Genomic DNA, 16,125 nt, shown 5'->3' on the forward strand with positions numbered 1-16,125 from the left:
GCGTGGACGAGGAGACCCCCGCAGCCGCCGTCACCGGGCCGATCCTCGCCCTGACGGACGGCGAGCGCCTGCTCGCCGGTCGTTACCGCGTCGAGCAGCACATCGGTCGCGGCGGCATGGCCGAGGTGCACGTCGGCACCGACACCCGCCTCGGCCGCAAGGTCGCGATCAAGCTGCTGAAGTCCTCCCTCGCGAACGACCCGACGTTCCGCATGCGGTTCCGGCAGGAGGCGCAGGCCGCCTCCCGCATGACCCACCCGACGATCGTGCGGGTCTTCGACGCCGGCGAGGAGACGGTGCTCGAGTCCGGCGGCGGCGAGGCGCAGCTGCCGTTCATCGTGATGGAGTTCGTCGACGGCAAGATGCTGAAGGACCTCATCAAGGACGGTCCGATGACCGCCCAGGAGGCCGGGCACATCATCGGCGGCATCCTCACCGCGCTCGAGTACTCCCATCGCGCGGGCGTCGTGCACCGCGACATCAAGCCGGGCAACGTCATGGTCACCCGCTCCGGCCAGGTCAAGGTCATGGACTTCGGCATCGCCCGGGCCATCAGCGACTCGTCCGCGACCGTCGCGCAGACCAGCGTGATCCTCGGCACCGCGCAGTACTTCTCCCCCGAGCAGGCGAAGGGCGAGACGGTCGACGTCCGAAGCGACCTGTACTCCACCGGCGTCGTGCTGTTCGAGATGCTGACCGGCCGGGCGCCCTTCCGCGGCGACAGCGCGATCGCGGTCGCCTACCAGCACGTCTCCGAGCGGCCCGAGGTGCCCAGCCGGCTGAACCCGGCGCTCACCGAGCAGATGGACGCCGTCGTGCTGCGGGCGCTCGAGAAGGACAAGGCCAAGCGCTACCAGTCGGCCGAGGAGTTCCGCGACGACGTGGACGCGGTGCTCGCCGGCCGCGCCCCGACCGCCCGCCTCCCCACCGCCCCGATCCAGCAGGAGCTGTTCGGCGCCGGCGAGGCGACGCCCGAGGCGACCGTTCGACGGCTCGCCTTCGACGACCCCGGCCCCGCGTCGACCTCCAGCCGCCCGCCCGCCGCCTGGATCTGGGCCGGCGTGGTCGTGGTCGCCGCGATCGTGCTCGGCGTCGCGCTCTGGGTCGTCTCGCTCGCCACGGGCGGGTTCGGCGCCGACAACCGCACGGTCCCGACGGGCCTCGAGAGCGCCACGAGCACGAGCGCCGAACGGGCGCTGCGGGCGCAGGACCTCACCCCCGTGCTGCACCAGGAGGCGAGCTCCACCGTCGCCAGGGACGAGGTCATCCGCGTGCGCCCGGGCGGCGGCACCGTCCTGAAGAAGGGCGACACGGTCAACCTCTGGGTGTCCACGGGCACGCCGCAGGCGACCGTGCCGAAGCTCGAGGGCCTGTCGCAGGACGCGGCCGAGCAGGCGCTGACCCAGGTCGGCCTCGCGGCCGGCGCCGTCACGACCGCGCACTCGGCCTCCGTGCCGGCGGGCAGCGTCATCTCCGCCTCCCGCGATGAGGGCGCGAAGCTCGACGAGGACGCGAAGGTCGACCTCGTCGTCTCGGACGGCAAGGTCGACCTGCCCGACCTGACGGGCCGCACGATCTCCGACGCCCGGTCCACCCTCGACGACCTCGGCCTCACCGCCGACGTCGTGACGGTCACGGACTGCACCGCGCTGCCCGACACGGTCTCCTACCAGGTCACCGGCGCGGGCGCCGTGGATCAGGGCTCGAAGGTCACGCTGCAGCAGTGCGCCGCGACGTCCGAGACGCCGGTCCCGACCGACAGCGCGACGCCGCCGCCGGCGGGCTGAGCGCAGCGCTCAGGAGGCGATGCGCGGGCTGAGGCCCTCGGAGCGGCGCACGGCGTCGGCGTGGCCGACGACCTGCAGCCAGTTGGCGAGCATCCGGTGCCCGCCCTCGGTCATGACGGACTCGGGGTGGAACTGCACGCCGTAGACGGGCGCGTCGCGGTGCTGCAGCGCCATGATCACGCCGCCCTCGGTCCGCGCCGTCACGGACAGCTCCACGGGGACCGTGCCGTCCACCACCGCCAGCGAGTGGTACCGGGTCGCGGTGAAGGTCTCCGGCACGCCCTCGAAGATCGTGCTGTCGGCGTGCACGACGCGCGAGGTCTTGCCGTGCATCAGCTCCTCGGCGTTCGTGACGACGCCGCCGAACGCCTCCGCGATGGCCTGGTGGCCGAGGCAGACGCCGAGCAGGGGCACGCCGGCCTCGACGGCCGCGTGCACGATCGGGATCGAGACGCCGGCGTCCGCGGGCTTGCCCGGCCCGGGCGACACGAGCACGCCGTCGTACTCCGCGATCCGCTCGGACAGCGCGTCGACGGGCACGGTGTCGTTCCGCACGACGTGCGTGTCCGCGCCCAGCTGCTGCAGGTAGCCGTTGAGCGTGTAGACGAAGCTGTCGTAGTTGTCGACGACGAGCACCCTGGTCATCCTGGGAATCCTACGCACCGTCCGCCCCGTTCCCGGGCCGAGCGCCCGGTACGCTGTGGGGCATGGCCCGAGTGAAGACGCCCGCCGCCCGCCGGGAGGATCGCCGAGCCGGTGCGGACGACGGGCTGAACCCGGTCTGGTTCAAGCCCCTGATGTTCGGCTTCATGCTGCTCGGGCTGCTGTGGATCGTCGTCTTCTACATCTCCGGCGGCACCCTGCCCATCCCGTTCCCGGCCGACCAGTCCAGCTGGAACATCCTGATCGGCTTCGGCATCGCGTTCGTCGGGTTCCTGATGACCCTCTGGTGGCGCTGACCGCACCCGCGCGCTGAGCCGCGTCCGCCGAGCCCTCGGCGGAGCGCCCGCACGTCTGCGGCCCGACCCCCTGCCGGGGACTTGCGGCCGTGCGGGAACCACAACCCTGTGATTCTCCACACAGTGCACAAGCCTGTGGATAACTCCGTGGACTCGTGGTGGAGGAGCCGTGGAACGCGAACGGACGCGCTGCGTCAGACGCCTGCGGCCGCCGGCACGACGGCGAGCACGAGCAGCACCGCGCCGATGACGGCGGCGCCGATGCGGGCCCGTCGATCCCGACGCGGCCCGCGGTTCGTCACGAACAGCCAGCCGGTGAGGGCGCCCACGATCAGGCCGCCCACGTGCGCCTGCCAGGCGATGCCCGCGACGACGAAGCCGAGCGCGAGGTTCACGGCGATCAGCACGACCAGCGTGCGGACGTCGATCCCGAGCCGCCGCTGCACCGCCGCGACGGCGCCCAGCACGGCGAACACCGCGCCGGAGGCGCCGATCACCGGGTCGAACGGCGAGATCAGCCCGACGAGGGAGGCGTAGAGCACGCCGATCGAGCCGCCGAGGGCGCCGAGCACGTAGATGGCGACCAGGCGGGGCGCACCGATCACGTTCTCCAGCGGTCGGCCGAACGAGACCAGCGCGATCATGTTGAAGGCGATGTGCGTGATCCCGATGAGGGATCCCGGGATCGAGATCGGCTGGTGCAGCAGGGCCGCCGTCAGCAGGCGCCACGGCTCGAACGGCGCACCGGTCGCGGGCAGCGAGTACGCCGCGGCGTACTGCAGCACGTGCTGCAGCACGCCGCGGGTCAGCAGCTGGACGACATAGGCGGCCACCGTGACGGCCGCTATCCAGCCGGTGGCCGTCCGCGGGCGGTACCGCGCGGACCGCCGCCAGAGGCGTCGGAGGTCGGCGCGGGCGTCGCTCATCGGATCAGGTGCGCTGCTGCACGTCGACGCTGGAGAGCACCTGCTGCTCCAGCGGGCGGTCGGCGCGGTCGGTGGGCACGGCGCCGAGCTTGTCCACGACGTCGCGGGACGCCTGATCGGCGACCTCGCCGAAGATGGTGTGCGCGCCCTGCAGCCACGTCGTGGCGGCGGTCGTGATGAAGAACTGCGAGCCGTTGGTGCCGCGGCCGCCGCGCTTGCCGGCGTTCGCCATGGCGAGCATGTACGGCTTCGTGAAGTCGAGGTCGGGCGCGATCTCGTCGTCGAACTCGTAGCCGGGGCCGCCGGTGCCGTTCCCGATCGGGTCGCCGCCCTGGATCATGAAGTTCGGGATGATGCGGTGGAAGACCAGGTCCTTGTAGAGCGGGCCGGACTCCTCGGCGCCCGTGGACGGGTTGCGCCAGGTCTGCTCGCCGGTGGCGAGGCCGATGAAGTTCCGCACGGTCTTCGGCGCGTGGAGGCCGAACAGGTCGACGGTGATGTCCCCCTGCGTCGTGTGGAGGACTGCGGTCGCGGTGACGTCGGGCATGCCGCCAGTCTGGCATCGCCGCACGCAGCCCCTGGCGTCCTGCGCGATCCGCCCGGTGCTGCACAGCGGACCCCGAGGCGGCGGACCTCGTTCTGCGGGCTCGCCCCGAGGACTTTCAGGGCATGCGCAGCGCTCTCGATGCAAGGATGGCTCGCACTGCGCCGACGGCATCGTCGGCGTGCCGCAGACGGAACCCCGAGGAGCGCAGCGATGGTCTCGCAGGAGAAGCAGGTGAAGCGGTTGAAGAAGGACGCGCAGCGTCTCTGGTCGGACCAGCAGGCGCTGTTGACGCGCGCGAACGGTCTCGGTCGTTCCGCCTCCCCGCACGTGCAGCGCTACGCGAAGGGTCGCATCGACTCGGTCGTGCCGGGCACGACCACCCTGGTGACGGAGAAGGTCGCCCCCGCCGTCGGCAAGGCGGGCAAGGCCGCCGGGTCCTACGCGGCCTCGACCGGCAAGGACGCCCTCACCGGCGTGCTGCTGCCGGCGATCTCGAGCGCCACGGCCGCGGCCATCGCGCTGGCGGAGGAGGCCGGCAGCCGCCTCGGCGTCTCGGACACCGTGACGAAGCAGGGCAAGAAGCTGACGGACTCGCTCGACTCCGTGACGAAGTCGGGTCACCGCGACGGCGCCAAGGGCGGCGCGAAGCTGCGTGCCGCCGCAAAGGCCGGCGGTGCGGCGGCGAAGCACGGCGCGAAGCTCGCGAGCAAGAACAAGAAGAAGGGCGGCGTCGGCGGGACGCTCGGCATCCTGCTCGGCGTCGGCGTCGTCGCCGGCATCGGCTACGCGGTCTGGCAGACGCTGCGCGCGGACGACGACCTGTGGGTCGCCGACGAGGACCCGGACACCACCGGCTCCTCCACGACGCCGACGGCCTGATCGCCCGAACGCCTCACGAAGGGGACCCGCCGCACCGTCGGCGGGTCCCCTTCGTGCATCCGGCAGGAGGATCGCGGCCGTCAGGACGCGGCGGCCTCCAGCGCGGCGCGCAGGGCGGCGACCGCCGGCCGAGCCGCGGCGGAGGTGCGCGCGGCCGTGAAGATCCGCCGCTGCGGATCCCCCTCCGGCGCGATCGTCCGCCCGGGGGCCGCACGCCCGCTCCACACCAGGTCCGGGAGCATCGCGACGGCATTGCCGGACTCCACGAGGCGCATGTGCACCTCGAGGTCCGCGGACTCGTAGCGGACGTCGGGCTCGAAGCCGGCGAGCCGGCACTGCTGCTCCGCCCAGTGGCGGGACGCGGCGCCGCGGGGCTCGAGCACCCAGGCCGCGTCGGCCGCTCCGGCGAGCGCGGTGATCCCGGAGTCGGCCGGCACCGCGACCCGCAGGGGGTCGTCGACGAGTGCGCGCCGATCGAGGCCCTCGTGCCACGCCGTCGCGTGACCGGGGTACTCCTCCGCCACGACGAGGTCGAAGTCGCGGGTCGCCGTGCGCCGCAGAGCGGCCTCGGGCTCGTGCTGCACGACCTCGACGCGGACCTGCGGGTGCTCGGCCGACATGAGGGTGAGGGTCTGCGGCAGCAGGGCGAGCGCCGCGGACTGGAAGATGGCGAGCCGCACGGTGCCGGAGGCGGTCACGGTGCGCGCGGCGATCTCGGACTCCGTGCGCTCGAGCAGCGACAGCACCTCGCCCGCGCGGTCGGCGAGGGTCTGCGCCTCGGGCGTGAGCGCGACCCGGCGGCCCGAGGGGACGAGCAGCGGCACCCCCACCTCGCGCTCGAGCAGCGCGAGCTGCTGCGACACGGAGGAGGGGCTGAAGTTCAGCGCAGCGGCCACTTCGGCGAGGGTGCCGCGATCAGCGAGCTCCTTCAGCAGGCGCAGCCTGCGCACGTCGTACACGGGCGCTCCGATCCTCGCGCTGTTCATCAGCGCAGCTGAACGGTACTCGTGATGAATCATCACCGGTGCCGAAGCGTCCGACATCGGATACTGCGGGGATGAGTGGAATCGCCGTGGACGTCCCCGCTTCGCCGGGGGCCGTGCCCTCCGACCTCGAGCAGGTCGAGACCCTGGTGCGCCGGTGGCTGGCGGAGGCCGCGGACGCGCCCACCGATCCCGCCGCCGCCCGCCTCGCCGGCGTGCTGCGCGACCCGAAGGGCCTCGCCTTCACCGTGGGGTTCGTCGACGGCGTCGTCCGTCCCGAGGACCTGCGCGCAGCGGCGCACCGGCTCGCGGTGCTCGCGCCCGACGTGCCCCGCTTCCTCCCCCTCCCCCTCCGCTTCGCCGTCCGCCTCGGCGGCCTCACGGCTCCGCTGCTGCCCTGGCTCGTGGTGCCGCTCGCCCGCACGGCGCTGCGCCGGATGGTGGACCACCTCGTCATCGACGCCACGCCCGCCCGGCTCGGCCGCGCGATCGCCCGCATCCGCTCCCGCGGCGTGCGGCTCAACCTCAACCTGCTGGGCGAGGCGGTGCTCGGGCAGAAGGAGGCGGACCGGCGGCTCGCGGGCACCCTGGCCCTCATCGAGCGGCCCGACGTCGACTACGTGTCGATCAAGGTGTCCGCCGCGGTCGCGCCGCACGCCGTCTGGGCGTTCGACGCCGCCGTCGACGACGTCGTCACCCGCCTCACCCCGCTCTACGAGGCGGCGCTGCGCACCGGCACCTTCATCAACCTCGACATGGAGGAGTACAAGGACCTCGACCTGACCATCGCGGTCTTCCAGCGGATCCTCGACGCCCCGCGGTTCCGCGACCACCGCGCCGGCATCGTGCTGCAGGCGTACCTGCCCGACGCGCTCTCCGCGATGATGCGGCTGCAGGAGTGGAGCGCGGCCCGCAGGGCGCGCGGCGGCGCCGGCATCAAGGTGCGCCTGGTCAAGGGCGCCAACCTGCCGATGGAGCGGGTCGAGGCCGCGCTGCACGACTGGCCCCTCGCGACGTGGCACGAGAAGGTCGAGAGCGACACCAACTACAAGCGGGTGCTCGACTGGGCCCTGACGCCCGAGCGGGTCGACGCGGTGCAGCTCGGCGTCGCCGGCCACAACCTGTTCGACGTCGCCCACGCGTGGCTGCTGGCCGGCGAGCGCGGCGTCCGCGACGCGGTCGAGTTCGAGATGCTGCTCGGCATGGCCACCGGCCAGGCCGACGCGGTGCGGAAGGACGTCGGCGGCCTGCTCGTCTACACGCCGGTCGTGCACCCGCGCGAGTTCGACGTCGCCATCGCCTACCTCGTGCGCCGCCTCGAGGAGGGCGCGAGCGAGGACAACTTCATGTCGAGCGTCTTCGACCTCGCGTCGAACGAGCGCCTCTTCACCCGTGAGCGCGACCGCTTCGCCGCTTCCCTCGCCGCGCTCGACACCGCGGTGCCGCCGTCGCACCGCGTGCCCCGCACGGTCGAGCCGACCGCGGCGGGCGCACCGTTCCGCAACGCGGTCGACACCGACCCCGCCGTGGCCGAGCACCGCGCCTGGGCCGCAGGGATCCTGCAGCGCGCCGAGCACTCGGAAGAGGGCGTCCGGACCCTGGCCGAGCACACGGTGACCGAGCAGGCGGTGCTCGACGAGGTGCTCACGAGCACGCAGGCCGCCGGTCGCGCCTGGGGCGCCCGCCCCGCCGCCGAGCGGGCCGAGATCCTGCGCCGGGCGGGCGACGCGATGGAGGCGGCGCGCGGCCGCCTCATCGAGGTGATGGCGAGCGAGGCCGCGAAGACGCTGGACCAGGCCGATCCGGAGGTCAGCGAGGCGATCGACTTCGCGCACTACTACGCGGCTCGCGCGACCGAGCTCGACGACGTCGAGGGCGCGCGCTTCGTGCCGGCTGCGCTGACCCTGGTCACGCCGCCGTGGAACTTCCCCGTCGCCATCCCGGCGGGCGGCGTGCTCGCCGCTCTCGCCGCGGGCAGCGGCGTCGTGCTGAAGCCGGCGGGCCCGGCCAGCCGGTGCGGTGCCGTGCTGGCCGAGGTCCTCTGGGACGCCGGGGTGCCGAAGGACGTGCTCGCGCTCGTGCAGGTCGACGAGGACGCGCTCGGCCGGCAGCTCGTGGCCGACCTGCGCATCGACCGCGTGGTGCTCACCGGCGCGTGGGAGACCGCCCGCCTGTTCCGCGACTTCCGCCAGGACCTGCCGGTGCTCGCCGAGACCAGCGGCAAGAACGCCATGATCGTCACCCCCTCCGCCGACCTCGACCTGGCGGTCAAGGACCTCGTCGCGAGCGCCTTCGGTCACGCGGGCCAGAAGTGCAGCGCGGCGAGCCTCGTGATCCTGGTCGGACCGGTCGCGCGGTCGAAGCGCTTCCTCGGTCAGCTCGTCGACGCGGTCGGCTCCCTCGAGGTCGGCGCACCGTGGGTGCCGACGACGCGCATGGGCCCGCTCATCGAGCCGGCGTCGGGGAAGCTGCTCGAGGGCCTGACGACGCTCGGGACCGGCGAGCGCTGGCTCCTGGAGCCGAAGCGGCTCGACGCCGAGGGCGCGCTGTGGACGCCGGGCATCCGCACGGGCGTGCGCCGCGGCTCGGCGTACCACCTGACCGAGTACTTCGGCCCGGTGCTCGGCATCATGGCCGCGGACGACCTCGACGAGGCGATCGCCGTCCAGAACGAGGTCTCCTACGGCCTCACGGCCGGGCTGCAGTCCCTCGAGCCGTCCGAGATCGCCCGCTGGATCGACGGCGTCGAGGCGGGCAACCTCTACGTGAACCGCGGCACGACCGGCGCGATCGTCGGTCGGCAGCCGTTCGGCGGCTGGAAGCGCTCCTCCGTCGGCGCGGGCACCAAGGCCGGCGGCCCCAACTACCTGGTCGGCCTCGGCGGCTGGGTCCGGGACGGTGCGGCTGCTCCGGCGACCGCCCGCCTCGAGCCGGCGGTGGCCCGGGTGGTGGCCGCGGCGTCGTCCCTCGGCGACGAGGCGCGCGCCTTCGTGTCGGCGGGCGCCGCGAGCGATCAGGCCGCGTGGCAGGACGAGTTCGGCGCGACCCGGGAGCTCGCGGGCCTCGGCGTGGAGCGGAACCTGCTGCGCTACCGCCCGGTGCCCGTCACGGTCTCCGTGGGCGAGGACGCGGAACCCGGAGCCGTGCTGCGCGTGATCGCCGCCGCGACGCGGGCCGGCGCTCCCTGCTCCGTCGTCTCCGCGGTCGCGCTCCCCGTGCCGCTGACCGGAGCCCTGGACGGCCTGGGCGTCGCGCACCGCGTCGACGCCCGTCCGGTCCTCACCGGCCGCGTGCGGCTCGTGGGCGGCTCCGCGACGGCGCTGCTGGAGGCGGCGGGCGGCGACCCGGACCTGGCGGTGTGGTCGAGCGAGGTCACGACCGCCGGTCGGCTGGAGCTGCTGCCGTTCCTGCACGAGCAGTCGGTCAGCATCACCGCGCACCGGTTCGGCACCCCGAACGGCCTCACCGACGGCGTCATCTGACGCCGCGCCCCTGTTCGGCCAGGACGCCGCGCTCCCTCGAGGGGCGCGGCGTCCTCCTCGTCCGGGCCCAGGTGGAACCGGAGGACACAGGCGGAATCCAGGTCCATCACCAGAATGCCCGTATCGCACACCGGTGCCGTCGATAAGGGGTCCATCCATGCCCGACTCGCTCCTCCAGCAACCGCTCCTCGCGCCGGTCGGCCTGCGCACCAGGTGGCGCGATCGCCGCCGGCTGCACCGCGTCGACCGCCTGGGCGCGCGGCTCGCCCGGCTGGACGCGGTGGACGCGGTGCTGGCCCGGGCGCACGACCGGCTCGCGTCGGGCTGGGTGCAGGACGCGTGGTTCACGACGATCGACGACGAGGGGGTGCAGCTGCACGTCGGCACCCTGCGGGCGCACGACGGCGAGCGCAGCGAGCGCGCCTGCCTCGTCGCCGCGGTGGCGATCGAGTCGCTGCCGGGCACCATCACCGGCCCGGTCGCGCAGCGCGCGATCGGCACCATGTGGAACGTGCTGCACGGCGGCGGCGTCTCGAGCGACTGGGGCACGCCCCCGGGCGTCACGGCGGCCCGCGCCTACGACCTGGTGCGCTGGAACGACGCGACCGACCGCCGGCAGACCGACGTGCTGGCCCTGGTGAGCGCCTCCCGCGCGAGCCTGGCGCACACGACGACAGCGGTCCGCACGGAGCTGACGAACGCCAGCGCCTGACGACGTGGAGGAGGTCGTGGAACCAATTCAGCAGCGGGGTCGCGCCGGCGCCGCACGCCGACCTGCGAACGGACAGCCAGGGCCGAAGGCACCGCGTACCGCGGCTCGGTTCACGAGCCGCGAAGCGGTACAGGCTTCGATCCGCCCGCGGATCGAAGACCATGAGCGCTGTGGAGACTAGGGGACTCGAACCCCTGACCCCCTGCTTGCAAAGCAGGTGCTCTACCAACTGAGCTAAGCCCCCGGATGGGACGAGCAGCAGCCTAGGCGAAGAGTCCCTCCGGTGCTGGGTGCGCCATCTCGGGGTGCACGGCTCGCGGCCTGCGCGGCGCGAGTCGAGTGCTCGAGGTGCGCGGCGTCGGATCCGCAGGCGGCAGTGGCTCCTGCAGGCGTGGTTCGAGCACCTCGTCCTGCAGATGCCGCATCTGCCTGCAGGTCCGACACCGCTGCGGCGTGGACCGTCGAGGACGTCGCTCGGTGCCCGCGACCACGCGGCCGATCGTCCAGCGCCTGTGGAGTACGGCGGGAACGACGCAGCCCCCGGTCCGAGCGGACCGGGGGCTGCGGATGGTGGGGCTACCAGGACTTGAACCTGGGACCTCTTCGTTATCAGCGAAGCGCTCTAACCGCCTGAGCTATAGCCCCGAGAGGGTGGCCCTCATCGGGCCCCGGCCGCGGCACCGAACCGGTGCTGCGAGCCGCAGAAGAGCGTACCAGCCCTCAGCCGTTCTTGAAGCCGACCAGGATGCCGCCGGTGATGCGCACCGAGAGGTTGTAGAGCACGCACGCGATCGCACCGAGCACGGTGCCGACGACGACGTTCAGCGCCGCGATGACGAGCGTGAAGCCCATGACCTGCGCGAACGAGATCACGTTGCTGACCGTGAGGCTGCTCTGACCCGACACGTCCTGCATCAGCTTCGACACCTGGTCGAAGACGCCGGTCGAGGCGAGCACCGTCCAGATCAGCAGCACGGCGACGAAGATGATCACCCCGACCGCCGCGGCGATCAGGAACGAGAACTTCACCGCCGACCAGAAGTCGATGTACACGAGCTTCAGCCGGACCTGCTTGGACTGGGCCGGACGCGGGGTCCGGTCAGACAGCTTGTCGGCCACGCTATCCTTCTGCGCCGTCTCCGTCGGACGACTGGGGCTCTTCACCGAGCTCATCTGCAGGCGCCTCCACGGTGGTGTCGCTGTTCCGGGCAATCGCGATGATTCTGTCACTCTCGGCGAAGCGAGCGAAGACCACACCCATCGTGTCGCGCCCCTTCGCCGGAACTTCGGAGACGTTGGACCGCACGACCTTGCCGCTCTCGAGCACGACGAGCACCTCGTCGCTCTCGCCCACGATCAGCGCGCCGGCCAGGTCGCCCCGCGCCTCCTGCAGCTTCGCGACCTTGATGCCGAGGCCGCCGCGCTGCTGCAGCCGGTACTGGTCGACCGCCGTGCGCTTGGCGAAGCCGCCCTCGGTGACCACGAACACGAAGCCCTCGTCGGACACGACGCGGGCCGCCAGCAGCTGGTCCTCCCCGCGGAAGTGCATGCCGATGACGCCGGACGTGCTGCGGCCCATCGGCCGCAGGGAGTCGTCGGAGGCGGTGAAGCGGATGGACATGCCCTTGCGGGAGACGAGCAGCAGGTCGCTGCTGTCCTCCACGAGCAGGGCCTGGATCAGCTCGTCGTCCTCGCGCAGGTTGATCGCGATGATGCCGCCGGAGCGGTTCGTGTCGTACTCGGCGAGCGCCGTCTTCTTCACGAGGCCGCCGCGGGTGGCGAGCACCAGGTAGGGCGCCACCGTGTAGTCGCGGATGTCGAGGATCTGCGCGACCTTCTCGTCGGGCTGCATCGCGAGCAGGTTGGCGATGTGCTGGCCCTTGGCGTCTCGGGCGCTCTCCTGCACCTCGTACGTCTTCACCCGGTACACCCGGCCGGCGTTCGTGAAGACGAGCAGCCAGTGGTGGGTGGAGGTGACGAACAGGTGGTCGACGATGTCGTCGGCGCGCAGCTGCGCGCCCCGCACCCCGCGGCCGCCGCGGCGCTGCGACCGGTACTGGTCGCTGCGGGTCCGCTTGATGTAGCCGCCGCGCGTGACGGTGACGACGACCTCCTCCTCCGGGATGAGGTCCTCGATGCTCATCTCGCCGTCGTAGCCGGCGAGGATCTGCGTGCGGCGGTCGTCGCCGAACCGCTCGACGATCTCCTTCAGCTCCTCCCCGACGATCGCGCGCTGACGCGGCACCTTCGCGAGGATGTCCTTGTAGTCGGCGATGAGGCGCTCGAGCTCGGCGGCCTGGTCGATGATCTTCTGCCGCTCGAGGGCCGCGAGGCGGCGCAGCTGCAGGCTGAGGATCGCGTTCGCCTGCACCTCGTCGACGTCGAGCAGGTCGATCAGGCCCTTGCGCGCGTCGTCCGGGGTGGGCGACCGGCGGATCAGGGCGATGACCTCGTCGAGCATGTCGAGGGCCTTGAGGTAGCCCCGCAGGATGTGGGCGTCGGCCTCGGCCTTGCGCAGCCGGTAGGCCGTGCGCCGCTGGATGACCTCGAGCTGGTGCTCGATCCAGGCGGAGATGAAGCCGTCGAGCGCGAGCGTGCGGGGCACGCCGTCGACGAGCGCGAGCATGTTCGCGCCGAAGTTCTGCTGCAGCTCGGTGTGCTTGTAGAGGTTGTTCAGCACGACCTTCGGCACCGCGTCGCGCTTCAGCACGATGACGAGGCGCTGGCCGGTGCGGCCGGAGGTGTGGTCCTGGATGTCGGCGATGCCGGCCATCCGCCCCTCCTTGACCATCGTCGCGATCTTGTCGGCGAGGTTGTCGGGGTTGACCTGGTACGGCAGCTCGGTGATGACGAGGCAGGTGCGGCCCTGCAGCTCCTCGACGCTCACGACGCCGCGCATGGTGATCGAGCCGCGGCCCGTGCGGTACATGTCCTGGATGCCGCGGGTGCCGAGGATCGTCGCGTGGGTCGGGAAGTCCGGTCCCTTGATGCGCTCCATCAGGCCCGCGAGCAGCTCCTCGCGGGTGGCGTCCGGGTGGTCGAGCGCCCAGAGCGCGGCGTCGGCGACCTCGCGGAGGTTGTGCGGCGGGATGTTCGTCGCCATGCCGACCGCGATGCCGGCGGCGCCGTTGACGAGCAGGTTCGGGAAGCGCGCGGGCAGCACGACCGGCTCCTGCGTGCGGCCGTCGTAGTTGTCCTGGAAGTCGACGGTGTCCTCGTCGATGTCCCGGACCATCTCCATGGCGATCGGCGCCATCTTGGTCTCGGTGTACCGCGGGGCGGCGGCCGGGTCGTTGCCCGGGGAGCCGAAGTTGCCCTGCCCGAGCGCGAGCGGGTACCGGAGGCTCCAGTCCTGCACGAGGCGCACGAGGGTGTCGTAGATCGCGCTGTCGCCGTGCGGGTGGAACTGCGCCATGACGTCGCCGACGACGCGCGCGCACTTCGAGAAGGCGCGGTCGGGGCGGTAGCCGCCGTCGTACATCGCGTAGATCACGCGGCGGTGCACCGGCTTCAGGCCGTCCCGCACCTCGGGCAGCGCCCGCGCCACGATCACGCTCATCGCGTAGTCGAGGTACGACCGCTGCATCTCGAGCTGCAGGTCGACCTGCTCGATGTTGTCAGCCATGTGCAGTCCTTCTCGGTGGTGCCGGGCGCAGGGCGGTGTGCACGGGCCAGGGGATCGGCTTCCCGGACCCCCTGATCCGTGAACAGCGCTGCTAGATGTCCAGGAAGCGGACGTCCTTCGCGTTCTGCAGGATGAAGTTGCGGCGGGACTCGACGTCCTCGCCCATCAGGGTGGCGAAGATCTCGTCCGCGGCGGCGGCGTCCTCCGTCGTGATCTGGCGGAGGGTGCGGGTCTCGGGGTTCATGGTCGTCTCCCAGAGCTCGGAGTAGTCCATCTCGCCGAGACCCTTGTAGCGCTGCACCCCGTTCTCCTTGGGGATGCGCTTGCCGGAGGCCATGCCGTCGGCGAGCAGCGCGTCGCGCTCCCGGTCGCTGAACACGTAGTCGTGGGGCGCGTTGCTCCACTTCAGGCGGTACAGCGGCGGCTGCGCGAGGTAGATGTAGCCGAGCTCGATCAGCGGTCGCATGAACCGGAAGATCAGCGTCAGCAGCAGCGTCGTGATGTGCTGGCCGTCGACGTCGGCATCGGCCATCAGCACGATCTTGTGGTAGCGGACCTTGTCCGGGTTGAAGTCCTCGCCGATGCCGCAGCCGAACGCCGTGATCATCGCCTGGACCTCGGCGTTGCCGAGCGCCTTGTCGAGCCGCGCCTTCTCGACGTTCAGGATCTTGCCGCGCAGCGGCAGGATCGCCTGCGTCTCGGGGTCGCGACCGCGCACCGCCGAACCGCCGGCCGAGTCGCCCTCGACGAGGAACACCTCGGCGCGCGCCGCGTCGCGGGTCTGGCAGTCCTTGAGCTTGCCCGGCATGGAGGCGCGGTCGAGCGCCGTCTTCCGGGTCGCGTCGCGCGCCTTCCGCGCCGCCAGCCGCGCGGTCATCGCCTGGATGCCCTTGCGGACGATGTCGCGCGCCTGGTTCGGGTTCGAGTCGAACCAGTGCGTCAGCTCCTGCGTGACGATGCGCTGCACGAAGGGCTTCGCCTCGGTGTTGCCGAGCTTCGTCTTCGTCTGGCCCTCGAACTGCGGCTCGCCGAGCTTCACGGAGATGACGGCGGTGAGGCCTTCGCGGACGTCGTCGCCCGTGAGGTTCTCGTCCTTCTCCTTGATGAAGCCCTTCTCGCGGCCGTACCGGTTGATGAGGCCGGTCAGCGCCGCGCGGAAGCCCTCCTCGTGGGTGCCGCCCTCGTGCGTGTTGATGGTGTTGGCGAAGGTGTGGACGCTCTCGGAGTACGAGCCGGTCCACTGCATGGCGACCTCGAGCGAGATCACCTTCTCCTTGTCCTCGGACTCGAAGGCGATCACGGTCTCGTGCACCGGGTCGGACTTCTTCGCGCTGGCGAGGTTCAGGTACTCGACGTAGTCGACGAGGCCCCGGTCGTAGCGGAAGACGTTCGTGCGCACCTCCGCCGCCTCCGTCTCCCCCTCCACCCGCTCGGTCGTGCGCTCGTCCGTCAGCGCGATCGTGAGCCCCTTGTTGAGGAACGCCGTCTGCTGGAAGCGGGTGCGCAGGGTCTCGTAGTCGAACTCGGTCGTCTCGAAGATCTCCGCGTTCGGCCAGAACGCCACCGTCGTGCCGGTCTCGGTGGTCTCCTCGCCCTCGGCGAGGGGCTCGTTCGGCACGCCGTCCGTGTAGCGCTGGCGCCAGACGTGGCCCTGCCGGCGCACCTCGACGTCGAGGCGGTGGGACAGCGCGTTCACGACGGAGCTGCCGACGCCGTGCAGGCCGCCGGAGACCGCGTACCCGCCGCCGCCGAACTTGCCGCCCGCGTGCAGCACCGTCAGCACCACCTCGACGGTGGAGCGGCCCTCGACGGGGTGGATGTCCACCGGGATGCCGCGCCCGTTGTCGGCGACGCGGATGCCGCCGTCGGCGAGGATGCGGACGTCGATCGCGTCGCAGTACCCGGCGAGCGACTCGTCGACGGCGTTGTCGACGATCTCGTAGACCAGGTGGTGCAGGCCGCGGGGGCCCGTGGAGCCGATGTACATGCCGGGGCGCTTGCGGACCGCCTCCAGGCCCTCGAGCACTTGGATCGAGCCGGCGCCGTAGTCGTCGCCCGCGGCCGCGCGGCGGCGGCTGCCCTCGGAGTCGTCGACCTCCGACTCGTCCGCGGCGGCCTCGGTCATCGACTCGCCGTCCGTGGCCTCAGGGCCGAGGTCGTCGCCGATCGGGCTGCTCGCGTCGTTCGTCTCGTCGCCGTCGATGGGCCCGCTCGCGTCGCTCGTC

The 16,125-nt window shown here is 72.1% G+C and carries 12 protein-coding genes and 2 tRNA genes; 5 read left to right on the forward strand and 9 right to left on the reverse strand.

What is annotated here, in order from left to right:
- Positions 1–2 precede the first annotated feature (2 nt).
- A complete protein-coding gene (pknB, locus tag ABEA53_RS09965) occupies positions 3–1,787 on the forward strand; it encodes a Stk1 family PASTA domain-containing Ser/Thr kinase (RefSeq protein WP_345480987.1) in 1,785 nt (594 codons plus the stop codon).
- A gap of 9 nt (positions 1,788–1,796) precedes the next feature.
- On the opposite strand, the gene ABEA53_RS09970 is transcribed toward pknB, so the two are convergent.
- Entirely contained in the window at positions 1,797–2,432 is a 636-nt protein-coding gene (locus tag ABEA53_RS09970) for an aminodeoxychorismate/anthranilate synthase component II (protein ID WP_345480988.1), read from the reverse strand.
- A gap of 62 nt (positions 2,433–2,494) precedes the next feature.
- Here ABEA53_RS09970 and ABEA53_RS09975 point away from each other — a divergent pair, with 62 nt between their 5' ends.
- Positions 2,495–2,746 (forward strand): cell division protein CrgA, encoded by a 252-nt coding sequence (locus ABEA53_RS09975; protein WP_345480989.1) that lies wholly within the window; start codon positions 2,495–2,497, stop codon positions 2,744–2,746.
- A gap of 194 nt (positions 2,747–2,940) precedes the next feature.
- Here the strand turns inward: ABEA53_RS09975 and ABEA53_RS09980 are convergent, their stop codons facing one another.
- Positions 2,941–3,672, reverse strand: coding sequence for a rhomboid family intramembrane serine protease (locus ABEA53_RS09980; protein WP_345480990.1), 732 nt, complete (start codon positions 3,670–3,672; stop codon positions 2,941–2,943).
- A gap of 4 nt (positions 3,673–3,676) precedes the next feature.
- The gene (locus tag ABEA53_RS09985; protein WP_345480991.1) at positions 3,677–4,219 is read right to left on the reverse strand and encodes a peptidylprolyl isomerase; all 543 of its coding nucleotides are present in this window, start codon (positions 4,217–4,219) and stop codon (positions 3,677–3,679) included.
- A gap of 210 nt (positions 4,220–4,429) precedes the next feature.
- Here ABEA53_RS09985 and ABEA53_RS09990 point away from each other — a divergent pair, with 210 nt between their 5' ends.
- Entirely contained in the window at positions 4,430–5,098 is a 669-nt protein-coding gene (locus ABEA53_RS09990; RefSeq protein WP_345480992.1) for a hypothetical protein, read from the forward strand.
- A gap of 80 nt (positions 5,099–5,178) precedes the next feature.
- Here the strand turns inward: ABEA53_RS09990 and ABEA53_RS09995 are convergent, their stop codons facing one another.
- Positions 5,179–6,057 carry a LysR family transcriptional regulator gene (locus ABEA53_RS09995; protein ID WP_425550624.1) on the reverse strand — a complete coding sequence of 293 codons (879 nt, stop codon included), beginning with the start codon at positions 6,055–6,057 and terminating at the stop codon, positions 5,179–5,181.
- A gap of 98 nt (positions 6,058–6,155) precedes the next feature.
- On the opposite strand from ABEA53_RS09995, the gene ABEA53_RS10000 reads away from it, so the two are divergent.
- Together ABEA53_RS10000 and ABEA53_RS10005 are read left to right on the forward strand one after the other, a co-directional pair.
- Positions 6,156–9,563, forward strand: a complete 3,408-nt coding sequence (locus ABEA53_RS10000; RefSeq protein WP_345480994.1) for a bifunctional proline dehydrogenase/L-glutamate gamma-semialdehyde dehydrogenase — start codon at positions 6,156–6,158, stop codon at positions 9,561–9,563.
- Positions 9,564–9,720: 157 nt separating this feature from the next.
- The gene (locus tag ABEA53_RS10005; protein ID WP_345480995.1) at positions 9,721–10,275 is read left to right on the forward strand and encodes a DUF6197 family protein; all 555 of its coding nucleotides are present in this window, start codon (positions 9,721–9,723) and stop codon (positions 10,273–10,275) included.
- Positions 10,276–10,446: 171 nt separating this feature from the next.
- Here the strand turns inward: ABEA53_RS10005 and ABEA53_RS10010 are convergent.
- The 5 genes from ABEA53_RS10010 to gyrB all read right to left on the reverse strand — a co-directional run bounded on the left by ABEA53_RS10010 (position 10,447) and on the right by gyrB (position 16,025).
- Positions 10,447–10,519, reverse strand: a tRNA-Ala gene (locus ABEA53_RS10010).
- A gap of 324 nt (positions 10,520–10,843) precedes the next feature.
- Positions 10,844–10,920: transfer RNA gene (locus ABEA53_RS10015), tRNA-Ile, on the reverse strand.
- Positions 10,921–10,995: 75 nt separating this feature from the next.
- Positions 10,996–11,394: a DUF3566 domain-containing protein gene (locus ABEA53_RS10020; protein WP_345480996.1), complete on the reverse strand. Its 399-nt coding sequence runs from the start codon at positions 11,392–11,394 to the stop codon at positions 10,996–10,998.
- 1 nt (position 11,395) lies between these two features.
- On the reverse strand, positions 11,396–13,900 hold the full coding sequence (gene gyrA, locus ABEA53_RS10025) for a DNA gyrase subunit A (protein WP_345480997.1): 2,505 nt from the start codon (positions 13,898–13,900) through the stop codon (positions 11,396–11,398).
- 91 nt (positions 13,901–13,991) lie between these two features.
- The gene (gene gyrB, locus ABEA53_RS10030) at positions 13,992–16,025 is read right to left on the reverse strand and encodes a DNA topoisomerase (ATP-hydrolyzing) subunit B (protein WP_345481476.1); all 2,034 of its coding nucleotides are present in this window, start codon (positions 16,023–16,025) and stop codon (positions 13,992–13,994) included.
- Positions 16,026–16,125 lie beyond the last annotated feature (100 nt).

It is taken from the genome of Amnibacterium soli (assembly GCF_039544415.1).
Taxonomy (GTDB): Bacteria; Actinomycetota; Actinomycetes; order Actinomycetales; family Microbacteriaceae; genus Amnibacterium; species Amnibacterium soli.